We start from the raw sequence: 24044 nt of genomic DNA, 5'->3' as shown, positions 1-24044 counted from the left end.
AACTCCTTATGTAGTAATGTTTTAGATTGATTTCCTATTCATACTACATTGGAGTTAGGACTTTTTCAATATCCTGTTTTGGACACTAGTGATTTCCTCAAAACGGTTAACATACCAGATCTGTTCAAATTGCGGGTATTGACGGGGCAGCGTTCCATCGGTCAGAAACAATACATCCTCGTCGTTTCCGGTTTCTCGCATGAGAATATACCGGTCTTGCGCCCAAATGACATACTGAAAAAGCGGCTTGTCATGTTCCGCGTATTTTTCAGTAAGCCGCTGAACGAACGTTTCCGAAAGGCCGTCAAATGCATTTGGGGGAATCACAAGGGTAGCCCAAAATGTTTTGGGGGAACCGGTCCTGCCCGGCACATAATTCCGTTTGAGATAGGTCCACATTTCAACGGGGTAGAGTTTAAGCGTGCAGGTTTCTCCCTGCCAGGCAATACGAAAATCACAATCCCCCTCAAGAATGTTAAAATTGGGGATGGTGTATTCCCAACCGGATTCTTCATTAATACCGTTCCAGAAATAACCGCTGTACTGTTTATCCAGGGACGGCCCCCGTTCGCCCTGCGGATTACCGGCTGAAGTTTCGGCGGTTTGCAAAACCGTGTCCTTGGCAAAAAACAGCGGGACGGCTTTGAATGCCCAGGTGTCGTCAAAAACCGCCTTGGTCCAGTATCCGGTTTCGCCCGATTCGTTCAAACCGGCGACACGCAGTTCCCGTGCGCTGTTACCCTGACCGTTCTGCAGTATCGTAATATGGCGGGTTATGGCGGCTTTTCCGGCAAGAGGAATGCGGGGCTGGGGCCGCCAGTCTTCCGCCGGGAGCCCCCACTCGGTCAAATTGGAAAAGTAATTTGTCCCGTCCCGGTCGGATTCATAGGGAACATACGTGTATTTGAAAAACATTGGGTCGCAGCCTATGGCATCAAAGTCCGCAAGGCGGGTATACATTTCCCCCGCTTCATTTATGACAAACATGGTTGACGCGCTTACCGAAAGCGAAACCGCCTTGAACGCGCCCCGTTCCGGCCCGATATAGTTCCGGGAAAAATCGCCGGGGAGTCCCGTGTCGGCGTAACAGATTTCCTGACCATCTTCCAAAAGCACATAGCTTGTGGCGATTTCCATGGTCCCGTTGTGGTGTTGATTGCCGAAAGGGTCTTCGTAATACAGAACATGGTTATTCCGCTTTCCCAAGGCCCATGACAGGTTTTTTGCGGTACGCTGGTCAAAGTAAAGCTGCTCCTCACTAGGCCAGCCCTGCCGGTCCAGCCATTCCTTGCTTTGATGGGCTATTGATGTATCGAAGCAGTAGCGGTAAAACCCTCCTTCCACGGAAAGCGCCGCCAGTTCATCGGCATCGGCGGCAATTTCCGCAATTTTTTGAGTTTTCGCAAAGTCCCATTTTAAGGCATTGTGGGGAAGTCCGGTTTTGGAAAAAAGCTCCCAGGCTTTTGGCTCCTTTTCCGGGTCAATGCTCTTATACCATATCAATCCGTCATTCAAAAGGTAATAATGATAGGCGTTAAACGTTTGGGTCCGTGTTTTGATATATACCGCTTCGGGAAAAATGCCGTTTACATTCCCGGTATCGTATAGCGTACCCACGGATTGCAGCCCGGCCTTGTTGGAATACATGTCTTCGCCGAGGTATATTGCTTTTGATAAGGCACATGAGGACAAAAGGATAGCAAAGATTAAGAACGCAGAGGCTTTTATTCTTGCCATGATGTCAACCCTCCTTGTCATTTATTAGGCACTATTAGCATCCACATGGGTTTTTTGCGAACCATAAAATGATCCGCACCTCCTAACTAATCCTGGTTAATTCAATTAATTCATTTTGGTATTTATGATATACCTTTCGAGATACATGGAAATCGATCCATACAACGATGACCGTAACTAATCCGAGTATACCCATTGCCAAGTCTGCTGCGGCAACAGGTATACCCAACGCTAATCCCCCGAAGGATCTATATGCCAATCCTGTAAGGATCATGGTAAGCACAATCCTTTTCCACGGTTTAGGCCACAATGCGATAAGCATTTCTACACATAGTTCTTTTTCGTTCATGGATGCGTTCCTTCCCCTAATGTCCCCCTAAAATGTGTAAGTCAAACCTACCCCGACAAAACAAAAGAAAAAGGTTAACTAGCGTTAAACAAAAGGGTAAATTTATATAAGCCTTTATTTAACGTATTAAGCCATAAACCGATAACCTGCGCCCCAGATGGTTTGTATATGCAACGGATTAGCGGGATTGTTTTCAATCTTATCCCGAAGGCGGTTAATATGTACCGCCACGGTTTTCATGTCTCCATACATATCTTCGCCCCATAGTTTGTCATACAATTGTTCCTTGCTGAATACCATTTCCTCGTGACTGGCAAGAAAATAAAGCAGCTCATACTCTTTATGAGCCAGGGTGATTTCGCTGCCATTAACAAAAACCCGATGGGTAGCCTGGTTGATTTGAAGCCAGCCGAAGTCAATTCCATCGGCTTTTTTTGAGTGACCGGCGTTTTGGGTAAGCCGTTCATAACGGGCAAGGTGGGCTTTTACCCTGGCGACCAGTTCGGTCATCGAGAATGGTTTGGTGATATAATCGTCGGCTCCAAGCCCCAAGCCGCGCACCTTATCGATATCCTCACTGCGGGCGGTTACCATCAGGATGGGTATATCAATTTTTTCACGGATTTCGCGGCAGATGCTTATCCCGTCTTTTCCGGGGAGCATCAGGTCAAGCAGAATAAGGGAAAAATATTCCGACAGCGCCCGTTCCGCGCCTTTTAAGCCGTCTTCTTCTATAGCAACAATAAAACCGTTTATTTCCAGGAAGTCCTTTTCCAGCGCGGCAATGTCTGTGTCATCTTCAATAATCAATATTTTTTTGTTTGTATTTTCCATTTTACCTATCCCTCACAATGGGCATCCGGATAACTACCGCAAGACCGCCGGAACCAGGCAGTTCCGCATGAATAGCGCCGCCCATACGCTCGATTATTTTTTTGCTTATAGCAAGGCCTAGTCCGGAACCTTTTATGCTGCGGGACGGATCGGCGCGGTAAAAAACATCAAATAATTTGGGGAGTACTTCGGCGGAGACTCCGGGGCCGTTATCGGCAAAACGCAGAAAAACAGAATTATTAACAATACCGGCGCTTATTTCCATGGAAGCCGGGTCCTTTGTTTTATACCGGACGCTGTTTTCCAGAATATTGATAAGCACATTACGGAACCAAATCATATCGGCCAGGACAAATACATCCCGGTGACTCTCCGTAATATGTACGGTAAGACCACGTTGATCGTATTCCTGCGCAACTTCTTCTATCATATCCCTGATCGCCGGCATAAGGGGAACACGCCGCAGGGCAAGGGGAAATTCATCCATGTCGAGTTTTGAAAAAAGAAAAAGCTGTTCAATGATATGTTCCATATCATCGGTCTTATTCTTTATGGTAGTAAAATAATGATCCCGCATTTCCGGTGTGGACGCGACTCCGGTTTCCAGCCCTTCAAGATAGCCCTTTATTGATGTCAGGGGTGTGCGCAGGTCGTGGGAAATCCCGGCTATCAGTTCCCGCCGGTTTGCTTCGTCCTTTTGCCGCCGGGCTGCGGATTCTTCCAGTTTAGCCGCCATTTCGTTGAAGGCATCACAGATTGGGCGGTACTCATCGTCATTTTGATAGTTTATACGGAAGCCGAGATTATTATCATGGATATGCCTAACCCCCTCACCCAAGGGCTGTAAAGGGCGGGTAATGTATTTTATCAAACGGTAGTTTAGCAGGTTGGTTATAATGCTGATAAGCGCGACAGAAAAAACAATGTATATCAGAGCGAATATACGGGGCCAGTCCTGAGACTCGTATTCCATTCCCTGCCTCGCCATCTCCTGCAAGACGCTCGCATCTTCAAGATTGGCGCCCATAATTTCAAACATGACAAGCTGAAATACAAAGCCAATCAAAAAAAGCCCCAATAGCGTTACGAGAACCGTGCGTATATTGGATACAATTATATACCGTTTTATGGTCATGGTCATTGCCCCCTATTAAATGAGACGGTTCAAAAATCTAATGTTTTGGAACTGCCTTAAATTCTCCGGTATTACGGTATTACCATACCACCAGGAATAAATTTCTGCATAGTCCCCTTTACTCCCATCGCATAAAGGTTCCGAATGGGACGGCAAGTTCCTTTTCCAGTTCAAGGATTGCCGCTGCCAGGTTGTACTGTTCCGATAAAAGCTGGTTTTCCGCAAGCAATACATTGTTTCGGGCGGAATAAACGCTTTGTAAATCCGCCGCGCCCTGCCGATAAGCATCCTCATACGTCCTGCGGGTCTCTCCGGCCAACGTGACGTTAAGACGCAGAGTTTCTATGGCCTCCTCTGACTGGATTATATTCCGTTGTAACTGCCGGACAGTATTCTGATGACTCAATATGCTTTCCCGCAAACGGTTTTGCTGCATGGCGATGCTGTCGCCGAGAGAATCAATTTGCTCTTTTGCCTGAGACCAGGGGAGAAAATTATCCAGTTTCATCGAAAGGGTTATTGAAAATTGTCCGCTGTCCATCCACTCTTCGGTTTTACCGCTATACATGGGTGAGGCGTTCCATGAAAAATTCAACGATGGTGCGTAAGAACTGATCCGTAATCCTCTGCGTTGTGCTTCAAGGGAACTGATGCTTTTTCGTAGTATCCCTGCCGCCAGAGGCTCGCCGTTTATTCCGGCCTGTGCGTTTTTTTCCGAAACGGAGAGGGTTTGCAAATTGCCCCGCAAGACGATGGTTTCTTCCGGTGGAATCATCAAAAAATATTTCAGGCTGTCCAGGGTGTTATTATACGAGGTCACGGCGCTCCGCATATTGGTTTGCTGGGTTTGTACGTCAAGCCGTGCGGAAAGTTCATCCAGGTTTGACGCCTGACCTATCCGTTGCAACACGCGGATTTGTTCATACCGGCTTTGGGCGTCGGCGGCATTTTGTTCCATGAGTTCCGTATTAGCCTGTAACAACAGGAGTTGATAATACAGCCGCCGGATCTGAAATTCCAGATCCTGGCGGGCCGCCGCATGGTTGAGCAAGCCTGCCTCATAATCCTTTTTCGTCCGTTCAATGTCCGTAATAATAGACGGCGAAAGCTGCAAAGAAGCGGAGAGAGAAAAACCCGGTGTCCATACATTGTCTTCGGGAGGAAGGGGACCGGTAATTGCCGTCGAATGGGCAGCCATAGCGCCGGCCTCCAGGGAAGGAATGAGGCTGTTCCACGAGCGGTCGTATTTCCGTTTTGCTGTGACACTTTCTATCCGCGACCGTTCCAGGGAAAGATTTTTTTCCAGCGCAATCTGAACCGCCCTGTCAATATCCAAGGTTGTTTCAGCCAAAACAGTATGGGCAATCAGGGTACACACACAAAGTAAAATCAGTTTAGTTTTCATTTTTTGTTTCCTTCCTTTTGCTGTTAATCAGCGAATATATCACCGGAATAAAGAACAGGGTTATGACCGTTGCCGAAGCAAGGCCGCCGAATACGGCAAGCCCGATGGGGGCGGTCATCATCGAAGATTTGCCGGGAAAGAACGCCATAGGCGCAAGTCCCAGCATCGTGGTAAGGGCGGTCATTAAAACCGGACGGAACCGGGACGTGCCGGCTTCAAGGCAGGCGTCCATGAGCGGCATGCCTTTTCGGATGAGCAAATTGGTGTAGTCAACCAACAGGATGCCGTTATTGACCACAATACCGATAAGCATCACGAATCCTATCATGGTAAGGGCGTTCATTGTCTGTCCGGTAATCAGGTGAATAGCCACAACGCCAATCACCATAAGGGGTATGGTGCAAAAATTGATGATGGGATCACGAAAAGATTCGTACTGCGATGCCATGACACCGAATACCAAAAGAAGCGCAAGGATTATAACCAGCATAAAGGATTGCAGCATCTTGTTTGTCTCCGCAGACTCCCCCGCAAAGGACGCATTTATTCCCTGTTCTCCAATGAGTGTTCTTATCGACGCCTCTGTTGCCTTAAGGGATCCCCCCTCGTGGAGGCCGGCGGTTATATGGATGGTTCGCGCCTGTCCTTCGTGGTTTATACGCTCCGGTCCCTGAGTTTTTTCAAGGATCGCAAAATTAGAAACCGGAAAGAGGGTTCCCTGGGCTGTTCCCATGGAAGAACGGACAAATATTTTCCCAAGGTCGGGAAGCTCGTAGCGATCTTCCTTTGCAAACCGCAGTACCACATCGTACTCATCGCCGTTCTGCCTGAAGGTAGTGGCGGTTACGCCGTTCATGGACGCTGCTATTTCACTGGCTATAGCGCTTGTGGAGAGCCCCATGTTGTAGGCCCGCTGCCGGTCGATGTTAACCGTTACCTGCGGCAACCCTGCGTTTACATCAATAGCAATGTCCTCTATCCCTGGGACCTTTTCTTCCAGCAAGGCTTTGATTGCAGCCGCATTGGCGATACCCTGAGACAGGACATCGTCATGAAGGACGATATCAATATCATCGCCGCTCAGAATCTCAAAATCCCCTCCCGCGAAGGCAATGGCCGTGTTGGGGAAGGCAGAAAAATGGGCGCGGAGTTTTTCCTTTACCGTGTCGCTTGAATCCGCCTGGGGATTATCAAGGTCAAGGACAATCGTAATACTCGCCGTATTGTTTCCACCATCGCTCAGGATAGAGCCGCCGCTTCCTATTTGAGCGGTAATATTCTTTGCCCCCGAAATTTCCGTTATGGCATATTCATGTAGTTCCAGGGCAACCGCCCTGGTGTCTTCATACCGGGTGCCCAGAGGCATGGTTATATCGACCGTGATAGTATCGCTGTCCATATCGGGGAACATCACAATATCCATTTTTGTCAGCGCAAAAATTGAACCTGCAAATGCGCCGGCTACCAGCAACACCGTAACAAGCCGGTGTTTCAGGGCCTTTGCCAGAAGCCGGCTGTAGGCCCGGTTTAGGGCGTCAAGACCGGAGGCAAGCCCCCGGTCAAAAAAAGCGACAACCCTGTTGCGGATTGGTTTTTGAAGACGGCTATGAACGGGCACCCATTTGCTTGCCAATACGGGTACCAGAAAAATCGCCACCAGGAGGCTTGATACCAGCGAAATTCCAATGGTAAAAAGCAAATCCTGCACCAAAAGGCCGACGATTTCCAGCCGGTCTTTGAAAAGCCAGATAGGCAGGAATACACAAATAGTGGTAATGGTGGACGCGATAATTGACGACATCACCTCCTCCCCGGCGAGGATCGCCGCCACGGACGGCTGCTCTCCCTTTTCACGGAATTTGGTAATGCCCTCCAGCACCACTATTGATGAATCGACGATCATCCCCAGACCGAGGATAAGCCCCGCCAGGGTCATCATATTGATCGTGATATGGGCCAAACTCATGGCAAGGAGGGTAATCAAAAATGATATGGGAATGGATAAGCCGACGATGATTGAGCTGTTGATATTTCTAAAGAACAGGAACAGCACCGCCATAGCGAAAACGATCCCAAGGATCGCGGCATTAACGAGTTCAAGAATCATGGCGCGGGTCTGTGTTGTCTCGTCCTGGATAATATCAAGGCTGATCCCCCCGGGCAGGGTCTTTCGCATTACTTCAAGCCGCTGGTACACCGAGTCGGCAACCCGGACGGTATTCGCGCCGCTCTGCTTCATGATAGACAGATATACCCCCGGCTCCCCATTGATATACGCTGCGGACTGTTCCTCGGCATAATCCAGTGTAACTTCTCCAATGTCTCCCAGCCTGATGTCCGTGCCGATCACCTGGGCAACTACGGTATTGGCGATAGCGGCAACACTATCATATTCACCGGAGGTTTTTATCGAATACTCTACGAGCCCTTCCTCAATGGAACCCGCGCCAAGCTGTGTGTTCTGCGCTGCAAGGACTCCCGCTATTTCGCTTATGGTTATTCCGTATGCTTCAAGGCGGTTCTGGGATACCGAAATCCGCACCAGCGCGTCCTGCCCTCCTTCAACATCACAGGATGCGACTCCTTCAATCTGTTTAAGCTTATCCTGAATGTTTTTTTTCGCGAAGGCGCGTAATTCATTTTGCGAAAATCCGCCACCGCTTATGCCGATACGCATAATCGGTTCGTCGTTGGCCCGTGCCTGCATCACCAGGGGGGAGCTCACGTTATCCGGCAGCACGGCTCTAACCATATCAATGTTTTCCCGGACCCGGTTCATCTTGGTGTCAATATTGGTTCCAAAATCGAACTCAAGCAGTATCATACTGGACTGTTCCCGAGATACCGATGTCATTTTTTTTATGCCGCCGGTATTCGCCAATCCTTTTTCAAGTATATCTGTCACCGACTTTTCGACTGTTTCGGGATCGGCACCCGGATAAGTTGTGATAACGGCAAGATAGGGTATTTCCACTTCAGGCAGCATATCAAAGGCGATATTTGAGAAAAGAAAGACGCCGCCAATCGAAATAAGTACAAATACTACCAGCCACAGTACCGGCCTCTTAACAACCGCCTTCGCTACGCTCATTTTCCGCCTCTGGCGATGACCCGCACGGTCTCGCCGCCGCTCAAGAACTGCTGTCCCTGAACAACCACCGCTTCACCTTCATCAAGTCCGGCCCGAATTTCGGTCCATCCGTTAAGTGTTACACCAGTCTCCACTCTGCGTTTCTCTACCTGGGGAAGACCCATTATAGTATCCCGCAGGATGTATACCGTGATTTCGCCGTGTTTATTGATGGCCGCTTCGACAGGCACGGTAAGCACATCACTATAGGTTCTCGTATTGATGCTGATAAGGGCAAACATTCCGGCGTTTATACGGCTGTCATTCCTGTCAAATGTAAGGGTTATCAGCTTTGTCCGTGAAGCGGTGTCCAGGACCGGTGAAACATGGCTGACCGTTGCGGAGAAACGTTCCCCCGGATATGCTTGCAGGGTTACTTCCGCTTTAAGCCCGGTTCCAAGCCCCGCAATTTCCCGTTCCGGTATGCGGGCGGTGATTTCAAGGTTGCCGGTAACGGAAAGCGTGGTGATGTTTGTGCCTGGGCTTACCGTTGCCCCCACCGAAAGGGGCATCTTCGACACGGTTCCGGCAATTGGCGCGTAAACCGGGCTGCTCATGTAGGTTACCCCTGGTTTTGAAGGGTCAACTTCGGCGATAACATCGCCCTTACGAACCTGCGAACCCAAGGCAACATAGACCCGGCTCAACTTTCCTGATACATCAGGGAAAACGTCGGCCTCTTGGCCGCTTACAATGTCGCCGTTTACCTCAAGAAAGGCATACAGCGTCCGCTTTTCGGTAATTTCCGTTTTCACCGAAAACACCGGTGTTTCGGATCCTGTCGGCTCCACCTTGCTTTCGTCTCCGGCGGCAAGCAGACCTGGGCCAACTATGAGCGCCCCCGTGATAATCACGGTTCCGAGAACCATCCCAACTGTTTTTATGCTCTTGTTCTTTTTCATCTTTCGCTCCTTAGAAATCGCTGCGGGAAGCTCCGGAAATCCGGCCGGGATTTTCTGGGCTTTCCATAATCCAAAGGTAAAACGAAAAGGTAAACCAGGTTTTAAGAGGTGTTAAACTTTTGGTAAACTTTCACTTTTTTCCTCATTTTGCAGGTTGTCCCATTGCTTGACGGTTTAGATAGGCTTCCCCTTGCCGTATGGAACACGGAAACGGTTCATGGGGGACCGTGTTACCTACCGAATAAATGGTACGGAATATTACAACATTTACGGCCTTACTATAGCAACCAAGAAAGAAGGGGGGACAAGAACGGAACTATGGATCAAGAGAGTGGTGGTGCAGGGCGGTGATGTGCCGTGGGAATAATTGGTCTGGCTGATATTGACCAGATGTTCCATTAAACCCTGATTTTTTTTCTTCCGGCAAAAAACCACCGTTTTGACACAATTTAGTCACAATTCTTTCACCATTTCGTGATATACTCATCAATTATGAAAGATAAACAGACGGTCCTGGTGGTGGACGATGAAGAAAAAATCCTCTGCCTGGTAAAGTCCTACCTCGAAATAAACGGCTATACGGCCCTTTGCGCCAAAAACGGCAGGGAAGGGATGGACCTTTTTGAAAATCATTCCGTTTCCCTGATACTCCTTGACCTTATGCTCCCGGATTTCTCAGGTGAGGAGTTCTGCCGTAAAATACGGGATATGTCAAAAATTCCCATTATCATGATCACCGCCAAAACAGAAGAAGCGGATATTATCCACGGCCTCAAAATAGGCGCCGACGATTATGTCACCAAACCCTTCAGCCCCCGTCAGCTTATGGCGCGGGTGGAAGCCGCCCTGCGGAGAACCGCAAACGATGAGAAGACGGGTCAACAGGCGGGCCAATTTTTACAATACGGTGATTTAATCATTGATACGGAACAGCGGAGTGTTACCTGCGGCGGAGAAACAATCGCCCTTACCCGTGATGAATACCATATCCTCGCCCTCTTAATGTCCCGGCAGGCAAAAATTTTCACCCGGGAAGAAATTGTGGAAGCCGTAAAGGGGGACGACTATGACGCTTTTGACCGTACCATTGACGCGCACATAAAAAAAATCCGCGCAAAAATCGGGGACAATTCAAAGTCCCCCACCTATATCACCACCGTATATGGCATGGGCTACCGTATCGGAGAAAACCCATGATAAGCCTTAAACACCGCTTAACCCTGACCTATGTTCTTTTTATCAGCCTTGCCCTGGTTGTACTTACCTTTATGGTAAATCAAATTACCCTGGGGATATTTACCGGCCTGGTCAAACAAAACATCGCCGAAAAAAGTGATGACATTGTTTGGATCATGACCCAACAATATAATCCGGTCAGCCGGAGCTTCGATAGTGTTACGGTTGAAGCAATAGGGATGTATTTTATCCACGAAGGCTATATCCTGACGATATAGCCCACGAACTGCGTACCCCGCTCACCTATGTGCAGGGTTCTATTGAGGCCATACTTGACGGCGTTTGGCAGCCTGACCGGGAACATCTTACCGGCTGCCATGAAGAAATCATACGCCTTACCCGGCTGATACAGGAGCTCAGTACCCTGACTAATTTGGAATGGGAAAACATGGCCCTTAACAAAACAGATTTTGACCTTGGGGAATTACTCCAAATTACCGTTGAACAATTCAAAGCGGCGGCCCATAAAAAGGGTATCACTATCACCTTGAACCTTATCCCCAGCCCCATTAATGCCGACTATGACCGGCTTAAACAAGTATTCATCAACCTCTTGTCCAATGCCATAAAATACACGGATCAGGGAACTATCACTATTTCTGTAGAGCCGTCGGCTCTGCCGTCCGCGAAAAACCGGCGTATTTCCATTGCCGATACCGGTATCGGTATATCCCCGGAGGATCTGCCCCACATCTTTGAGCGCCTCTACCGTACCGATAAATCCCGAAACCGGAATACCGGCGGGACCGGGATAGGGCTCGCCATAGCCGCCGCCATTGTTTCCGCCCACAACGGAACCATCAAGGCCGAAAGCGGCAGCGGCGGAACCACCTTTCAGCTTGAACTATAACGTTTTAGGCCTCTTTCTTGACATAAGCAAAATTTTTTTAACCCCGGGAAATAGTATTCCGGCTTGTTTCGAAATGGTAGTTGACAATCCGTTATTTATCTGCTATAGTTAATTGACATTGTGTCAACTATATAGGAGTATGCCTGGTCAAAAGGAGAACTTTTAATGATGAATTACAGAAAACAAAGAACGTTTTACGGGGTTTGTTTACTCATTATGTGCGCCGTGATAGGCGTGCTTTCCGGCTGTGCGGCAAAGGCGGCGGCCCAAACGCCCACTCCCTCAGCTCCCGCGCCCTCAACTCCCGCACCGGACGGGACCGGAAACGCCTCCAAGGTCTATATGACCACCGACATAAGCCCGGCGGGCTTGGCCGCGGTTTACGAGGCGCTGGGACGTACCCTGCCCGGCAAGGTTGCGGTAAAACTCAGTACCGGCGAGCCCGGAGGTCATCATTTCCTTTCGCCGGATCTTATCAAAGACCTGGTTCAGTCGGTGAAGGGCACGATTGTGGAAAGCAATACCGCTTACGGCGGACGCCGCGCCAATACCGCCATGCATAAACAGGTGGCCATAGACCACGGTTTTACCGCAATCGCCGCCGTAGATATTCTGGACGAGAACGATTCCCTCTCCCTGCCGGTTACCAAAGGGAAAAACCTGCGGGAAAATTTTGTGGGTTCCCATTTCAGCAATTATGATTCATACCTGGTGCTCTCCCATTTCAAGGGTCACGCGATGGCCGGTTTTGGCGGCGCAATCAAAAACATATCCATAGGCATTGCCTCATCCCAGGGGAAAAGCTGGATTCACAGCGGGGGAAAAAGCAAGACAAATCCCTGGGGCGGAGCGCAAAATGCCTTCCTTGAGTCCATGGCGGAAGCCGCGGGGGCGGTGATGGACCATCTGGGAGAACGCATCGTGTATATCAATGTGATGAATTATCTCTCCGTTGACTGTGATTGTTCCAGCAATCCGACCCCGCCGGAACTGGACGACATTGGGATTTTCGCCTCCCTTGACCCCGTTGCCCTGGACAAGGCTTGCGTTGACCAGATATACGCCTCCGATACCCAACGGAGCGCGTCCCTCAGAACACGGTTTGAAAGCCGAAACGGTTTGCTTACCCTGGAACACGCCGCAGGTATAGGCCTCGGCAGCCTGGAATATGATTTAATCAAACTGTAGGGAATCTCCGGAAACCCCGGTTGGGTTTCCGGAGATTCTTCGCGGGATAATCGGATATGGCCGAACTATTCAGGCGGGAACTGATCTATCTCTGGTACTACCTCGATATACAGCTCCGGCAAATCGCCGGATACTGGATTTTGGGCATGATCCTGGGTTCGGTCATTTCCGTTTTTGGGAAGGAAAAAATACACCGCCTCTTTACCGCGTTACAGGGGAAGAAGCTCGGTGTTTTAGGGGTAGTCCCCGCTTCTCTTATCGGCATTGTTTCTCCCCTGTGTATGTACGGTACCATTCCTATTGCCGCCTCTTTTTCAGAAAAAGGTATGGAAGATGACTGGCTCGCCGCCTTTATGATGAGTTCGATTTTGCTCAATCCCCAGTTGCTTTTCTACAGCGCCGCCCTGGGGCCGGCCGCCTTGCTTATCCGGTTTACCAGCTGTTTTTTATGCGGCATTGCCGCAGGTGTTTGTGTGCGGTATCTTTGCAGAAATAAAACCTTTTTTAATTTTTCCGATTTTAAAGAACCGGCAAGCCATGACACGGACCCAAACCTTCTTTTGCGGCTCCTGAAAAACATCGGCAGGAATATCAGAGCCACCGGCCTTTATTTTCTTATCGGCGTAATCCTTTCGGCACTTTTCCAGCGTTACGTTCCCGCGGATGTGACGGCTTCCCTTTTCGGACGCGGCAACCGGGGCTTCGGCCTCCTGATGGCCGCTACCATCGGCGTTCCGCTTTATATGTGCGGCGGCGGGACAATCCCCCTGCTTATGGGCTGGCTGCAGAACGGCATGAGCATGGGAAGCGCCGCCGCCTTTATGATAACCGGCCCCGCCACCAAAATTACCAATCTGGGGGCGGTTAAAATTGTATTGGGCTTAAAAAATTTTATGTTCTACCTTGCCTTTACCGTCCTTTTTGCCCTGGCAGGCGGTTTTCTGGTGGACTATGTATTTTTGCGCTAAATGGAACCTCAGGAACCCCGGTTGGGTTTCCTGAGGTTCTTCAAAAAGCGCGAGATCGGAATAGCAAATGAAGAGAGGAGAAACAAATGAATGTACTTTTAATTAACGGAAGTCCCCGGCAGAAAGGCTGCACCTTTACCGGGCTATCCATCATCAAAGAACAACTGGCGGAAAACGGCGTTGATTCAACTATCTATCAGGTAGGATCAAAACCCATTGTCGGGTGTATCGCATGTATGAGCTGCAAAAAAACAGGGAAATGCGCTTTTGACCATGATGGCGTTAATACTGTTGCGGAAGCCCTGAAAGAAGCGGACGGTATTATTTTGGGTTCGGCGGTACATTTTGCGTCCGCCACCGGGGCGGCGACATCGTTCTTTGACCGGCTCTTTTACAGCATTGATAGAAAATATTTAAAACTGAAATTCGGCGCGTGCATTGTAAGCTGCCGCAGAGGCGGCGCCAGCGCGACCTTTGACCAGTTGAATAAATATTTTACCATTTGCCAGATGCCTGTTGTTTCGTCCTGTTATTGGAACCAGATTCATGGTTACACCCCGGAGGATGTATATAAAGACGAGGAAGGGGTGAGAACCCTGCGCGTGTTAGCAAACAATATGGCGTACCTGATTAAGTGTAAAAAGGCCGCAGGTATTGCGGAACCGGAAGAACCGCCCAGGGTAATGACAAACTTCATTCGTTAAACGGTAACGTGCGATATTAGTTTCGGACCTGCGTGAAACGCGCAATAATTTTTTTGAGGAGAATGAGGGTGTTATATAAAGCGTTTCAAAATGTAAACCTTTCATGCTTAGGTTTTGGCGCCATGCGTTTGCCGAAAACCGGCGAAGGTGAAAAAATTGACGAGCCGAAGGCCCGTGAAATTATCGAATATGCCTATGAACAGGGCGTAAACTATTTTGATACCGCCTATCGTTACCACGCCGGCGAATCGGAATTATTTCTCGGCAAGGTTCTTAAAGAATATCCCCGTGATAGTTTCTATCTTGCCTCGAAATTTCCGGGACACATGATGGAAAAAGCGGACAACGGTAAATTAAAATTTACCGGACTTTTGGCAAGCCATCCGCCGGTCAATTCACTTACCGAGGTTTTTGATGCGCAGCTGGAAAAATGCGGCGTGGATTACTTTGATTTCTACCTCCTGCACAATGTTTGTGAAACCGCCTGGGAATTTTACACCGATGAAAAAATCGGCTGTATCCGCTATTTGCTTGAGCAAAAACAAAAGGGACGCATAGGACATCTCGGTTTTTCCGCGCACGCCCGCGCTGAAACGATTGAAACGTTTCTTGACAAGTATGACTGTTTTGAATTTGCGCAGATACAGCTCAATTACCTTGACTGGACGATGCAGGACGCAAAAAAGAAATACGAGATTATCACATCACGCGGCATTCCGGTATGGGTTATGGAGCCGTGCCGGGGCGGCAAACTTGCGTCTCTCAATGACGGTCTTAACGCGCTGTTAAAAGAAAAACGTCCCCATGATTCTATCGCGTCATGGGCGTTTCGGTTTCTGCAATCCCTGCCCAATGTGCAGGTGGTATTAAGCGGCATGACAACGCTGGAACAACTCAAAGACAACATCAAAAATTTTTCAAAAAATAATCCGGTAACCCAAGCGGAGAGAGAACTACTCTTTACGATAGCCGGAAAGTTGGCGGATATGGTCCCCTGTACCGCGTGCCGGTATTGTTGTGAAGATTGTCCGCAGTCCCTTGATATTCCAAAACTCATTTCACTGTATAACGAGCATACCTACGGCAAGACGGCAAATCTCCCCTTTACCACCCTGCCCTTTACGATGGGCGCAATGAAGCCGGAAGAATTACCCTCAGCCTGTATCGCCTGCGGTTCATGCGCGAAGGTGTGTCCCCAGAATATCGACATACCCGGAGTTTTGCGGAAGTTCGCCGGGGAGTTGGCTGGGTAGTAAGGAGTATCTTTGGTCAATGAGCGCGGCAATGAATGAAACAGCGGTCCCCGGCATGAAACCGGCAACTATATTTACCATGACGGGACTTGTGATAAGCGGGATTATGATGTCCCCGCTGCGGCAGTTTTTTGATTTTTTCCCACTTGATGTTGCGTGGACGATCCATCACCTTTTGGCGTATTGGGGATTTATACTTACTTCAATACATATCGGTATGTACGTGAAAACGATGATGGGAATAATGCGTATGAACAACCTCGCCCTGAAGGGCGGGGTATTACACCCGCGCGTTCCAATAAAGACCTTGTAATTTATTTTGTGTAAACGGTAAATCATAGGGGGACCCTGTCTTCCCCGTCAATGATTGCGAATTGATTCGTTGCGAAGGGTACATGCCCAAGAACCCACTCTCGCGGGGGCGCCTTGGGGCGGAACCAAGGGTATGTACCCTGAGTCAAATACCTTACGAGAACAACATACCCCGACCGCTTGCGGCGGGGTTGTTGATTGAGGGCTGCCCCCCAATCCCTAATCGGCATTGTCCATTTTCTTGCAATGTTTTTCAAGCCCATATATATTAATTTCATCGCCGCTTCGTCATTCGGGAATGACTGACGGTGTTTGATGATTTTTTGAATCGTGTAATTCACCGATTCAATGGCATTGGTGGTATATACCGCCTTCCGAATCTCAGGGGAGAACTTGAAAAACGGTATGCTATCGTTGCACCACACCGATACACCGGACAGGGTAACCTGAAATATCCGTTTTATTACTTCCGTTTGGATAAACCGGTTTTCAAAGTGGATAGAATGGAATACAGAAATGGGGCATCTAACCGGGGCTTTCCCAAAACTTCAGTTTTAGGAAAACCCCCTTTTGGTCATTATCTTCCGGGGCGCCTTAAATCTCCAGATAAGAATCGGCGTAGAGGTTTTTACCCAGGATGATGTCCGCGGATTTAACGGTCTCCATAAGCCGGAGATCGCAGGGGTTTACGATGGCCGAGGTCAGGCCGCAGTGGATGGCCATGGCGATCATCACCGAATCCATGATAGGCCGGATATGCTTGGGCATCATGTTGGAAACATTGGAAAGGCCGCCGGTGGAATTAAACCCCATATCCGAAAGCTGGCGGATAAAGCCGAGGACCTCAAGCTGTTTATCCTGCATCCCCTTGATCACCAGAAACAGGGGATCGAACCACAGATCCTCCGCCTCCATGCCCAGGTTCATGCCGTGTTCCAGCATCTCCTGGCAATAGGCCATCCGTTCATCGTTATCCGCGGGGATCCCCTGTTTGGCGCAGAGGGCGATACAAATGGCGTCATTGGCCGCCGCCAGATCGATGTTGGACAGCCGGTCCCCGGCATCGGCGGAATTAACAATGGGTTTGCCCTTGGCCCGGTTGTATACCGAAATGCCCGCTTCGATGGCCTTCTTGTTCGCCGTGTCCAGGCACAGGGGGACATTGTCGAAATTCTCCTGGAGCAGTTTGACCGCCCACTTCATCAGTTCCTCGCCGGTTTTTTCTGCGGGGCCGATGTTTACATCCAGGTAGACCGCCCCGGCATCAAGCTGTTCCTTTGCCCGTTTCAGGATGGGCGCCGGGTCCCTGGCATCCATGGCCGCGCGGATTACCGGCGAAATACAGTGAATTCGTTCACCGATGGTTATAAATTTACCCATAACAAAACCTCCAAAAAATATGCCGGAATGGTTTCCGGTTACTCAAGATAACCGGCTGCTAGGCCGTAAGCTCCTTAAGAAATTTGACCACCCCCACCGCTTCATTGGGGGCAACGATGATCTTCCACCCCGGCAGATTCTCCTCAAGCTCCCCCTTAAGGACCGCGACCTTGCCGGGGATGATGAGGCTCCGGTTCTTTATCTTGACCTCAATCTCCTGCTCCTTAATAAACCGGGCAATGGAACTGGCCGACAGTTTCCCCGCCGCCCAGGCGGTGAGGACCGAATACCCTCCGGCATCGGATATCAGCAGGTTTACCGGGACCCCGGAACGTTCCAGCTCCCCGGACACGATAAAGTAGGTGAGGGCGAAGTCCACGGTGGTGGCGCAGAGGGCGTTTTCGTCCGCCCCGTTGAGGGGGTAGATCCCCGGTTCGACCTTCATGGGCTTTTGGGGATCCGTGTAGATGTTCTGCCGCAGCCCGAAAAGGGGGAGGGCCTGGGCATAGGTCATTTCCTCCAGGATGATGATGGAGCCGTATTTAAGAGTAAAGAGGGAGGCTAAGGCCACCTGCAGGGGGTGATCCGCTGGGGCGAGTTTTGCCACGTTGACGATGGAGGGGTAACCCATGGTACGATCCCCGTCTTTGAGGCTGGCCCGGCGGATCTGGACCGCGTTGGCAAAGGCATCCTTTATGGAGGCCGCCCCCACATCCAATACGAGGTTTTTGTTCCCCAGCCCTTCCAGGGCATGAACCGTATCGTAGAGGCTGTCCAGACTGCTCCCCGTAACCCCCAGGACAACCCCCGCTTCGGCTGCCAGGGCGCTCATCTCCTGATAGTTGGACTCGTTGGCGCCGTTGAGGACGGGTTTACTCCCCTTGGCGAGTTCCAGGGCGGCCCGGGCCACGGCAGGATCGGAAACTTCCAGGATCAGGGTGCGTTTTGTCCCCAGGGCCTTCGTAACCGCCGCAAGAAAGGCATCCGTATCGCCGGTGTATTCCACATTGACCAGTTCCACGTACATCCGTTCCCCGATCCGCTCGTAGTCTATTTTTTGCAGTTCCTCCAGGGCCTTATCCACCGTATCGGGTTTTACCGTGACGGCGTAGAGGCTCTTGGAAACAAAGGTTTTCTCGTGCCGGTAGAGTACCGTTTCCCCGCCGATCCGGTACTCCCCTCCCCCGGTGCCGATGGTAAGGCTTTTCATGGGGGGGGACGTGGCTTCCCCCAGCTTCTCCAGGGCCTCCGGAGACAGATGGGGGCATTTGTCCAGGGTAAGGGCGCCCTGGGCAACCTTCATGGCAAAGGCCATACAGGTCGGATTGCCGCAGGCCTTGCAGTTTGTTTTGGGGGTAAATTTGAATATATCCAGTCCTTTAAGTGCCATGGTGGATCTCCTTTTCCGAATTACATCAGTTCCGAGATGAACTTTGAAATGGCGGCCACCGAAACCGGGTGCCGCAGGATCACCGCGTTGGAACCGGCGGTAAGGGCCGCCGCCGCGGTGGCGATCTCCATATCAATGCCCCGCTGTTCCACGGGCCCCCATTCGGGGATTTCCTCTTCGGAAACCACCGATTCCTTAACCGCCCAAGCCTCCCCCGCCACCGGGGTCACGATGGGCAGCTGGAGCATAAGGTCGTTTTGGGCGAGGGCGGCGCCTTTGACCCGGTCCATGGTGGAGGCGACGTACTCAAAGCCATACCCCGCGGCGGCGGTTCCCACGTTCATAACCACATTGCCCCCGCCGACGCCGAGCTGGGAGATGAGGACGTTGAGCTGCTTTGCCAGGTTGATATCCACCGCGGATTCCGCCCCTATCTTCTGGCCATAGGCCATAACCGCCGCCACCGCAACGGCCTTGTGGTTCTCTTCCTTGGCAGAGAGGAGCAGAACGTTTTTACCCTGCAGGGCCTCGGCTATTTTTTCAAAGAGTTTGCCGTCCTTTTCGGCGTTTTTGCTGCCCTGAATGACCAGGGGCAGGATCGACACTTCGGCGGCTTCCCGGCAGAGGGCCACACAGTCCTCGATGGATCGGTTTTCCCCATTGGGATCGGCACTTTCCAGTACCAGGCTGACAAAGTCGGCGCCGGGCATCTGGCCGGCCCGTTTTACCACCCCGGCGATACCCTCCGCCCCCGCGTAAAAGGCGGCGATCCCCGGTATGTTCCGGTCGGGACCGCGATCCGAGACCTCAACCCCTACCTTGGGGGGATTTTTTATCGGGGAATCAAAGCTATATAGCGGAAATACATTTTCACCGCCCAGGGTGACGGCGTTATCCCCCGTACCAATCACCACTTCCTTGATGGACGCCGTGAATTTCTGCGGAACACGCTTAAATGGCATAATGGACCTCTCTTTGTGAAAAATTATTATCCAAGGCGCCCCCAAAAACATACGTCTTGGGAAATACCGCCTTCTATCGGGGAAAAAGCGGACCGGCATACTTTGGACGCAACCGCTTTTCCCATAACCGGTTTCAGATCCGAGATTTTGAAACCGCCTCATCTAATACTTCCCGATTTATAGATAGTGTAACCCTTGTTTTCCTATCAAACAAGTCCCAATGAGGCGGATTTTGAAACTGAAGTTTAGAAAATGGGTCTATCATGGGCCTGAGCAGGCGGACGATACTGGATTTGGCTTCCGGTCGCTCTCCTCCTGTTCGCTCCCTCCAGCCCGTCTCCGCCTCTTTCGGCGCATCCGTGCGCCTCAACCCTGGAAAGGCTATCGCCTTTCCAGGGCACGGGGCTCCGGTTCAAATCCAGCCTTTACTAAAATAGTTTGCTTTAATTGGACGATACTGGATTTGAACCAGTGACTTCTACCGTGTGAAGGTAGCACTCTCCCGCTGAGTTAATCGTCCGGCAGATATATTAGCATACCATCCGCGGGGGAATCATGTCAATGGTATGCAGTAAGACATCGAAAAAGCAACCGAAAAGAGAGGTTTTGGACATTATGAAAAGGTAACCCAAATTGGCACACTTCCGGTGAACGAAAAGCGGTAACACGGGAAACCAGAGGGGAGTACCACAAAGCGAGCAAGAAAGAAAAAGGCTTGATACTGGACCAGTACGTCCGGCTCGCCGGATATAACCGAAAGTACGCCGTCCGCGTCCGTTACACCGACGAAGAGCGAAATACGCCGGGATTTTGCCAAACAGACACCGCGAACTTTAGTTCGACACCACTGCGGCGACTCCGATTCGGGGGAATTTAACCTCATTCTTAGCCCCCTTAACCTCATCGAGTTCCACAGCGATAACGGCTCGGAGTTCATTAACTGCGATACCATCAACTGGCGATGGTAGGTAAAAGCTGCATAGCCTGGCTCCATGCATCCTGCTTCCTACCTTTTTTCCCTGCAACCTCGATACCGGTTGACCTGGTCTCGCTGTATTTTCCCGCCTTGTCATTCCAAAAGCGGGCGTACCAGAAGACCCCTGATTGAGTCGGTTTCTTATAAAGAGAAAACGGACTACGCATACATACTCTCCTTCGGCCAAAAGTATCACTTTTGTATCACTTTTAGCCTTCAGCACGTTGCGTCGTCCGTTTTTCGGTCCGACTAATTCCTTATACCGTAACAACTTACGTTTGAGGCTGAGAGGATTCGAACCTCCGACCTTCAGATCCGCAATCTGAAGCTCTATCCAGCTGAGCTACAACCTCTTGAATTTATGGCATATCACCATGCGTCAAAATTTTCGAAGACAACCAGTTCCTTATCTAGGTTAGCGTTATCTTATCCAGAAGATTTAGTATAAATTAGGATGTATCGGCATGTCAAGAAGTGTCAGCGGATAGAACAGCCTACCAGGGACAAAACTCCCCGCCTATGGTATACTGGGATATGGCTTTTATTCATGGAATAGGGTTTAGCGGGAGTCCCAGCCCACCGGCGATCGATCTGCACTGCGATTCGGTTGGATTTCTGGGCCGGGGCATTGACCTCAGGCAGGAGAATCCCCAGGGGCATGTGGATCTGCCCCGGCTTCGGCGGGGGGCGGTGGGGCTCCAGGTGTTTGCCGCCTTTGTACCTTCTTCAACGGTGGCGGCTTTTTCCGCGGCTCTGGAGATGCTTGACCGGATAGACGAATTTGCCGCCTCGGATCCCCTGCTTGTCTCCGTGGAGACCGCGGAAGAAAGCATCGAAGCCATAGCCCGGGGGCAAACGGCGGTCCTGCGGGCCGTTGAAAACGGCTTGGCCATTGAGGATTCCCTGGATAACCTTGCGGCCCTGCGCCGCCGGAAGGTCCGGATCATGACCCTGGTTCACCTCCAGGATCTAAGCTGGGCCGCTTCCTGTACCGGTACCGGCTCACCCCTTGATACGGGGGATACCGGAGGCGGCCTCTCCCGATTTGGGAAAGAGGTGGTGGCCGCCATGAATGACCTGGGGATGATCGTGGATCTTTCCCATGGGGCGGAAAGTACCTTTTGGGATGTCCTGGGGGTGTCAAAAAAACCGGTCATCGCCTCCCATTCCTGTGCCTATTCCCTCTGCGCCTCCCCCCGTAATCTCAAGGACGATCAGATCAAGGCCTTGGGAGATTCTGGGGGCCTTATCGGGGTCTGTTTTTTCCCGGCTTTCCTCAGCGAGGGGTACCGGAGGGCCCTGGGAGCGGATTTCGCCGCCCAGGGGGAAGACAAGGATAAACTTGCCGACGCTATGGCCCGGCATCCCGTTCCCTTTTCCATGGTGGCGGATCATATTGATCATATGGTCCGTCTTGCCGGGGAGGACTGTGTGGGAATCGGTTCCGATTTTGACGGCGTTTTCTCCCTTCCCCTGGGAGTGGGGGGATGCGATTGTTACCCCCTCCTGGCGGATGAGTTACGGCAACGGGGATACACGGAAGAGCGGATACAAAAGATCTTTAACGGTAACTTTCTCAGGATATTTCACGAGTTTAACTAAGGACCCGTCATATTCCAGCCTGAGTTGAAGCCGGCCCATTCCAGTCCCGTTTTCGTATGAGGTTCCGCTGGATCTTGCCGCTCACGGTTTTGGGTAATTCGGAGACAAATTCCACTATCCGGGGGTACTTATACGGGGCGGTAACCCGCTTGACGTGGTTTTGCAGTTCATGCACCAGCGCTTCCGAGGGGTCAAATCCCCTGGCCAGAACCACCGTGGCCTTAACCACCTGGCCCCGCAGGGGATCCGGCGCGGCGGTAACGGCGCATTCCAGCACCGACGGATGCTCCATCAGGGCGCTTTCCACCTCAAAAGGGCCAATCCGGTACCCCGAGCATTTGATCACGTCGTCGTTCCTGCCCACGAACCAGTAATAGCCGTCGCTGTCGCGCCAGGCCATATCCCCGGTGCGGTATACCCCGTCATGCCACGCATCCCGGGTGATTTCCTCGTCCTTCCGGTAGCCGCAGAAAAGGCCGGGGATTTTCGGGGGGGTCTCCAAAGAGGGGGTATCGACGCCGGTATGGGTGATGCTGATGACGCCGGTGATCCCGTCGTCGCAGGAGGCGCCTTCCTCGTCCAGGAGCTTGAGGCCGAAGAGGGGCGCCGGCTTCCCCATGGCGCCGGGTTTTACCGGGAGCCATTTGAAGGCCGCCGCCAGAACCGATGTTTCGGACTGGCCGAAGCCTTCCCGGATCTCAAGGCCGGTCATCTCCTTGAACCGGTGATACACCTCGGGGCTGAGGGGCTCCCCGGCGACCGAGGTATGTTTGATATAACTAAAATCGTACCCCGAAAGGTCCTCTTTGATAAGAAAGCGGAAGATCGTCGCCGGGGCGCAGAAGGTCCGGGGCCTCAGCCGGTCCATGGCCGCCAGCATCCCCGGGGGGGTGAATTTTTCGGTATCATACACGCCGATGGCCGCCCCGCAGATCCACTGGCCGTAGATCTTCCCCCAGGCAAATTTGGCCCAGCCCGAATCGCTCTGGGTAAGGTGGATCGCGCCGTCCTCAACGCACTGCCAATACTTCGCGGTTACAATATGCCCCAGGGGCAGACTGTGGTTGTGGAGGACCATCTTGGGCATGCCCGTGGTACCCGAAGAAAAATAGATGAGCATGGGATCCCTGGTTTTGACCGCTCCGGCCCCCGTGGGCCGGGTAAACCGCTCCCCCGCCCCGGCGATGGCCCCCCGCAGGTCGATAAAACCCGGGGGAACCCCCTCCCCCGCCACCGCGACTTTTTTTAGCCCCTTGCACCGGGGCAGGGCGCCCCGGATATTGTCCAGGAGCTCCCCGTCGTCCACCGTGACCAGGAGCTTTACCTCCGCGATATTACAGCGGTAGATCAGGTCCTTTTGGGTAAGCTGAAAGGTGGCGGGGATACAAACCGCGCCGATCTTCGCCAGGGCGATCATCAGGACCCAGACATCCGGACGCTGTTTGAGGATCAGCATCACCACATCGCCCTTTCCTATGCCCAGGGAAAGGAGGGTGTTGGCGGCCTTATCGCTTTGGACCTTTAGGTCCCCAAAGGCATAGGTTTTCATGATCCCCGAATCATCGGTCCAGACCAGGGCGGGTTTGTCCGGCAAAAGCCGGGCCCATTCATCGGCCACGTCATAGGCAAAGTTAAAACCTTCGGGAACAATACAGCGGTAATTTTCAAAAAAATCTTCGTAACTCTCAAATTCCGTCCGGGGACAGTATCGTGATAGGATCTCATTCATGG

The 24044-nt window shown here is 51.3% G+C and carries 21 protein-coding genes, 2 tRNA genes and 1 pseudogene; 9 read left to right on the top strand and 15 right to left on the bottom strand.

The features are described from left to right. Positions 1 to 54: 54 nt before the first annotated feature. The 7 genes from LQZ21_RS10605 to LQZ21_RS10575 all read right to left on the bottom strand — a co-directional run bounded on the left by LQZ21_RS10605 (position 55) and on the right by LQZ21_RS10575 (position 9492). The gene (locus tag LQZ21_RS10605; RefSeq protein WP_411044307.1) at positions 55 to 1647 is read right to left on the bottom strand and encodes a hypothetical protein; all 1593 of its coding nucleotides are present in this window, start codon (positions 1645 to 1647) and stop codon (positions 55 to 57) included. Positions 1648 to 1819: 172 nt separating this feature from the next. Then, positions 1820 to 2086 (bottom strand): hypothetical protein, encoded by a 267-nt coding sequence (locus LQZ21_RS10600; protein ID WP_411044306.1) that lies wholly within the window; start codon positions 2084 to 2086, stop codon positions 1820 to 1822. 126 nt (positions 2087 to 2212) lie between these two features. Continuing rightward, positions 2213 to 2920 (bottom strand): response regulator transcription factor, encoded by a 708-nt coding sequence (locus LQZ21_RS10595; RefSeq protein WP_411044305.1) that lies wholly within the window; start codon positions 2918 to 2920, stop codon positions 2213 to 2215. A gap of 1 nt (position 2921) precedes the next feature. After that, positions 2922 to 4055 carry a sensor histidine kinase gene (locus LQZ21_RS10590; RefSeq protein ID WP_411044304.1) on the bottom strand — a complete coding sequence of 378 codons (1134 nt, stop codon included), beginning with the start codon at positions 4053 to 4055 and terminating at the stop codon, positions 2922 to 2924. A 118-nt stretch (positions 4056 to 4173) separates the two neighbouring features. Beyond that, positions 4174 to 5460 carry a TolC family protein gene (locus tag LQZ21_RS10585; RefSeq protein WP_411044303.1) on the bottom strand — a complete coding sequence of 429 codons (1287 nt, stop codon included), beginning with the start codon at positions 5458 to 5460 and terminating at the stop codon, positions 4174 to 4176. After that, on the bottom strand, positions 5450 to 8551 hold the full coding sequence (locus LQZ21_RS10580; RefSeq protein ID WP_411044302.1) for an efflux RND transporter permease subunit: 3102 nt from the start codon (positions 8549 to 8551) through the stop codon (positions 5450 to 5452). The genes LQZ21_RS10585 and LQZ21_RS10580 overlap by 11 nt, the downstream gene beginning before the upstream one ends. Then, positions 8548 to 9492, bottom strand: a complete 945-nt coding sequence (locus tag LQZ21_RS10575; RefSeq protein ID WP_411044301.1) for an efflux RND transporter periplasmic adaptor subunit — start codon at positions 9490 to 9492, stop codon at positions 8548 to 8550. The genes LQZ21_RS10580 and LQZ21_RS10575 overlap by 4 nt, the downstream gene beginning before the upstream one ends. Positions 9493 to 9984: 492 nt before the next feature. On the opposite strand from LQZ21_RS10575, the gene LQZ21_RS10570 reads away from it, so the two are divergent. The 8 genes from LQZ21_RS10570 to LQZ21_RS10535 all read left to right on the top strand — a co-directional run bounded on the left by LQZ21_RS10570 (position 9985) and on the right by LQZ21_RS10535 (position 16004). After that, entirely contained in the window at positions 9985 to 10689 is a 705-nt protein-coding gene (locus LQZ21_RS10570; protein ID WP_411044300.1) for a response regulator transcription factor, read from the top strand. Beyond that, positions 10686 to 10946, top strand: a complete 261-nt coding sequence (locus LQZ21_RS10565; RefSeq protein WP_411044299.1) for a hypothetical protein — start codon at positions 10686 to 10688, stop codon at positions 10944 to 10946. The genes LQZ21_RS10570 and LQZ21_RS10565 overlap by 4 nt, the downstream gene beginning before the upstream one ends. A 29-nt stretch (positions 10947 to 10975) precedes the next feature. Beyond that, complete coding sequence (locus LQZ21_RS10560; protein ID WP_411044298.1) at positions 10976 to 11578, top strand: sensor histidine kinase; 603 nt, start codon at positions 10976 to 10978, stop codon at positions 11576 to 11578. 165 nt (positions 11579 to 11743) lie between these two features. Further along, positions 11744 to 12766 (top strand): DUF362 domain-containing protein, encoded by a 1023-nt coding sequence (locus tag LQZ21_RS10555; RefSeq protein ID WP_411044297.1) that lies wholly within the window; start codon positions 11744 to 11746, stop codon positions 12764 to 12766. 56 nt (positions 12767 to 12822) lie between these two features. Next, on the top strand, positions 12823 to 13734 hold the full coding sequence (locus LQZ21_RS10550; RefSeq protein ID WP_411044296.1) for a permease: 912 nt from the start codon (positions 12823 to 12825) through the stop codon (positions 13732 to 13734). A gap of 86 nt (positions 13735 to 13820) precedes the next feature. Then, positions 13821 to 14438 (top strand): flavodoxin family protein, encoded by a 618-nt coding sequence (locus LQZ21_RS10545; protein WP_411044295.1) that lies wholly within the window; start codon positions 13821 to 13823, stop codon positions 14436 to 14438. Positions 14439 to 14500: 62 nt separating this feature from the next. Further along, entirely contained in the window at positions 14501 to 15691 is a 1191-nt protein-coding gene (locus LQZ21_RS10540; protein ID WP_411044294.1) for an aldo/keto reductase, read from the top strand. A gap of 19 nt (positions 15692 to 15710) precedes the next feature. Next, entirely contained in the window at positions 15711 to 16004 is a 294-nt protein-coding gene (locus LQZ21_RS10535) for a hypothetical protein (RefSeq protein ID WP_411044293.1), read from the top strand. Positions 16005 to 16197: 193 nt separating this feature from the next. Here the strand turns inward: LQZ21_RS10535 and LQZ21_RS10530 are convergent. The 7 genes and pseudogenes from LQZ21_RS10530 to LQZ21_RS10500 all read right to left on the bottom strand — a co-directional run. Then, a pseudogene (locus LQZ21_RS10530) lies at positions 16198 to 16410 on the bottom strand (transposase); the annotation flags it as partial. Between the two features lie 187 nt (positions 16411 to 16597). Then, a complete protein-coding gene (gene acsE / locus LQZ21_RS10525) occupies positions 16598 to 17383 on the bottom strand; it encodes a carbon monoxide dehydrogenase/acetyl-CoA synthase methytransferase subunit (protein WP_411044292.1) in 786 nt (261 codons plus the stop codon). A gap of 58 nt (positions 17384 to 17441) precedes the next feature. Then, positions 17442 to 18773, bottom strand: coding sequence for an acetyl-CoA decarbonylase/synthase complex subunit gamma (acsC, locus tag LQZ21_RS10520; RefSeq protein WP_411044291.1), 1332 nt, complete (start codon positions 18771 to 18773; stop codon positions 17442 to 17444). 20 nt (positions 18774 to 18793) lie between these two features. Further along, complete coding sequence (gene acsD, locus LQZ21_RS10515) at positions 18794 to 19735, bottom strand: acetyl-CoA decarbonylase/synthase complex subunit delta (protein WP_411044290.1); 942 nt, start codon at positions 19733 to 19735, stop codon at positions 18794 to 18796. Between the two features lie 448 nt (positions 19736 to 20183). Continuing rightward, positions 20184 to 20255 (bottom strand) — tRNA-Val (locus LQZ21_RS10510). A gap of 431 nt (positions 20256 to 20686) precedes the next feature. Then, on the bottom strand, positions 20687 to 20878 hold the full coding sequence (locus tag LQZ21_RS10505) for a hypothetical protein (RefSeq protein ID WP_411044289.1): 192 nt from the start codon (positions 20876 to 20878) through the stop codon (positions 20687 to 20689). 112 nt (positions 20879 to 20990) lie between these two features. After that, a tRNA-Arg gene (locus LQZ21_RS10500) sits at positions 20991 to 21064 on the bottom strand. A gap of 181 nt (positions 21065 to 21245) precedes the next feature. On the opposite strand from LQZ21_RS10500, the gene LQZ21_RS10495 reads away from it, so the two are divergent. Beyond that, entirely contained in the window at positions 21246 to 22313 is a 1068-nt protein-coding gene (locus LQZ21_RS10495; RefSeq protein ID WP_411044288.1) for a dipeptidase, read from the top strand. A gap of 7 nt (positions 22314 to 22320) precedes the next feature. Here LQZ21_RS10495 and LQZ21_RS10490 read toward each other — a convergent pair whose 3' ends face one another. Then, on the bottom strand, positions 22321 to 24042 hold the full coding sequence (locus tag LQZ21_RS10490; protein WP_411044287.1) for an AMP-binding protein: 1722 nt from the start codon (positions 24040 to 24042) through the stop codon (positions 22321 to 22323). Between the last annotated feature and the right edge of the window lie 2 nt (positions 24043 to 24044).

It is taken from the genome of Treponema sp. TIM-1, from assembly GCF_046533115.1.
Taxonomy (GTDB): Bacteria; Spirochaetota; Spirochaetia; order Treponematales; family Breznakiellaceae; genus JAIRMO01.
The sequence above is the reverse complement of the archived record's forward strand: the minus strand, read 5'-3'. Positions and strand labels throughout refer to the sequence as shown.

Bases quoted from the DNA above. Each gene is read 5' to 3' on its own strand.
- LQZ21_RS10570 (WP_411044300.1), top strand. From the start codon at position 9,985: ATGAAAGATAAACAGACGGTCCTGGTGGTGGACGATGAAGAAAAAATC.
- LQZ21_RS10495 (WP_411044288.1), top strand. From the start codon at position 21,246: ATGGCTTTTATTCATGGAATAGGGTTTAGCGGGAGTCCCAGCCCACCG.
- LQZ21_RS10600 (WP_411044306.1), bottom strand. From the start codon at position 2,086: ATGAACGAAAAAGAACTATGTGTAGAAATGCTTATCGCATTGTGGCCT.
- acsE (WP_411044292.1), bottom strand. From the start codon at position 17,383: ATGGGTAAATTTATAACCATCGGTGAACGAATTCACTGTATTTCGCCG.
- LQZ21_RS10535 (WP_411044293.1), top strand. From the start codon at position 15,711: ATGAGCGCGGCAATGAATGAAACAGCGGTCCCCGGCATGAAACCGGCA.
- acsC (WP_411044291.1), bottom strand. From the start codon at position 18,773: ATGGCACTTAAAGGACTGGATATATTCAAATTTACCCCCAAAACAAAC.
- LQZ21_RS10490 (WP_411044287.1), bottom strand. From the start codon at position 24,042: ATGAATGAGATCCTATCACGATACTGTCCCCGGACGGAATTTGAGAGT.
- LQZ21_RS10550 (WP_411044296.1), top strand. From the start codon at position 12,823: ATGGCCGAACTATTCAGGCGGGAACTGATCTATCTCTGGTACTACCTC.
- LQZ21_RS10505 (WP_411044289.1), bottom strand. From the start codon at position 20,878: ATGCGTAGTCCGTTTTCTCTTTATAAGAAACCGACTCAATCAGGGGTC.
- LQZ21_RS10590 (WP_411044304.1), bottom strand. From the start codon at position 4,055: ATGACCATAAAACGGTATATAATTGTATCCAATATACGCACGGTTCTC.
- LQZ21_RS10555 (WP_411044297.1), top strand. From the start codon at position 11,744: ATGATGAATTACAGAAAACAAAGAACGTTTTACGGGGTTTGTTTACTC.
- LQZ21_RS10605 (WP_411044307.1), bottom strand. From the start codon at position 1,647: ATGTATTCCAACAAGGCCGGGCTGCAATCCGTGGGTACGCTATACGAT.
- LQZ21_RS10565 (WP_411044299.1), top strand. From the start codon at position 10,686: ATGATAAGCCTTAAACACCGCTTAACCCTGACCTATGTTCTTTTTATC.
- LQZ21_RS10545 (WP_411044295.1), top strand. From the start codon at position 13,821: ATGAATGTACTTTTAATTAACGGAAGTCCCCGGCAGAAAGGCTGCACC.
- LQZ21_RS10575 (WP_411044301.1), bottom strand. From the start codon at position 9,492: ATGAAAAAGAACAAGAGCATAAAAACAGTTGGGATGGTTCTCGGAACC.
- LQZ21_RS10585 (WP_411044303.1), bottom strand. From the start codon at position 5,460: ATGAAAACTAAACTGATTTTACTTTGTGTGTGTACCCTGATTGCCCAT.
- LQZ21_RS10580 (WP_411044302.1), bottom strand. From the start codon at position 8,551: ATGAGCGTAGCGAAGGCGGTTGTTAAGAGGCCGGTACTGTGGCTGGTA.
- LQZ21_RS10540 (WP_411044294.1), top strand. From the start codon at position 14,501: ATGAGGGTGTTATATAAAGCGTTTCAAAATGTAAACCTTTCATGCTTA.
- LQZ21_RS10595 (WP_411044305.1), bottom strand. From the start codon at position 2,920: ATGGAAAATACAAACAAAAAAATATTGATTATTGAAGATGACACAGAC.
- acsD (WP_411044290.1), bottom strand. From the start codon at position 19,735: ATGCCATTTAAGCGTGTTCCGCAGAAATTCACGGCGTCCATCAAGGAA.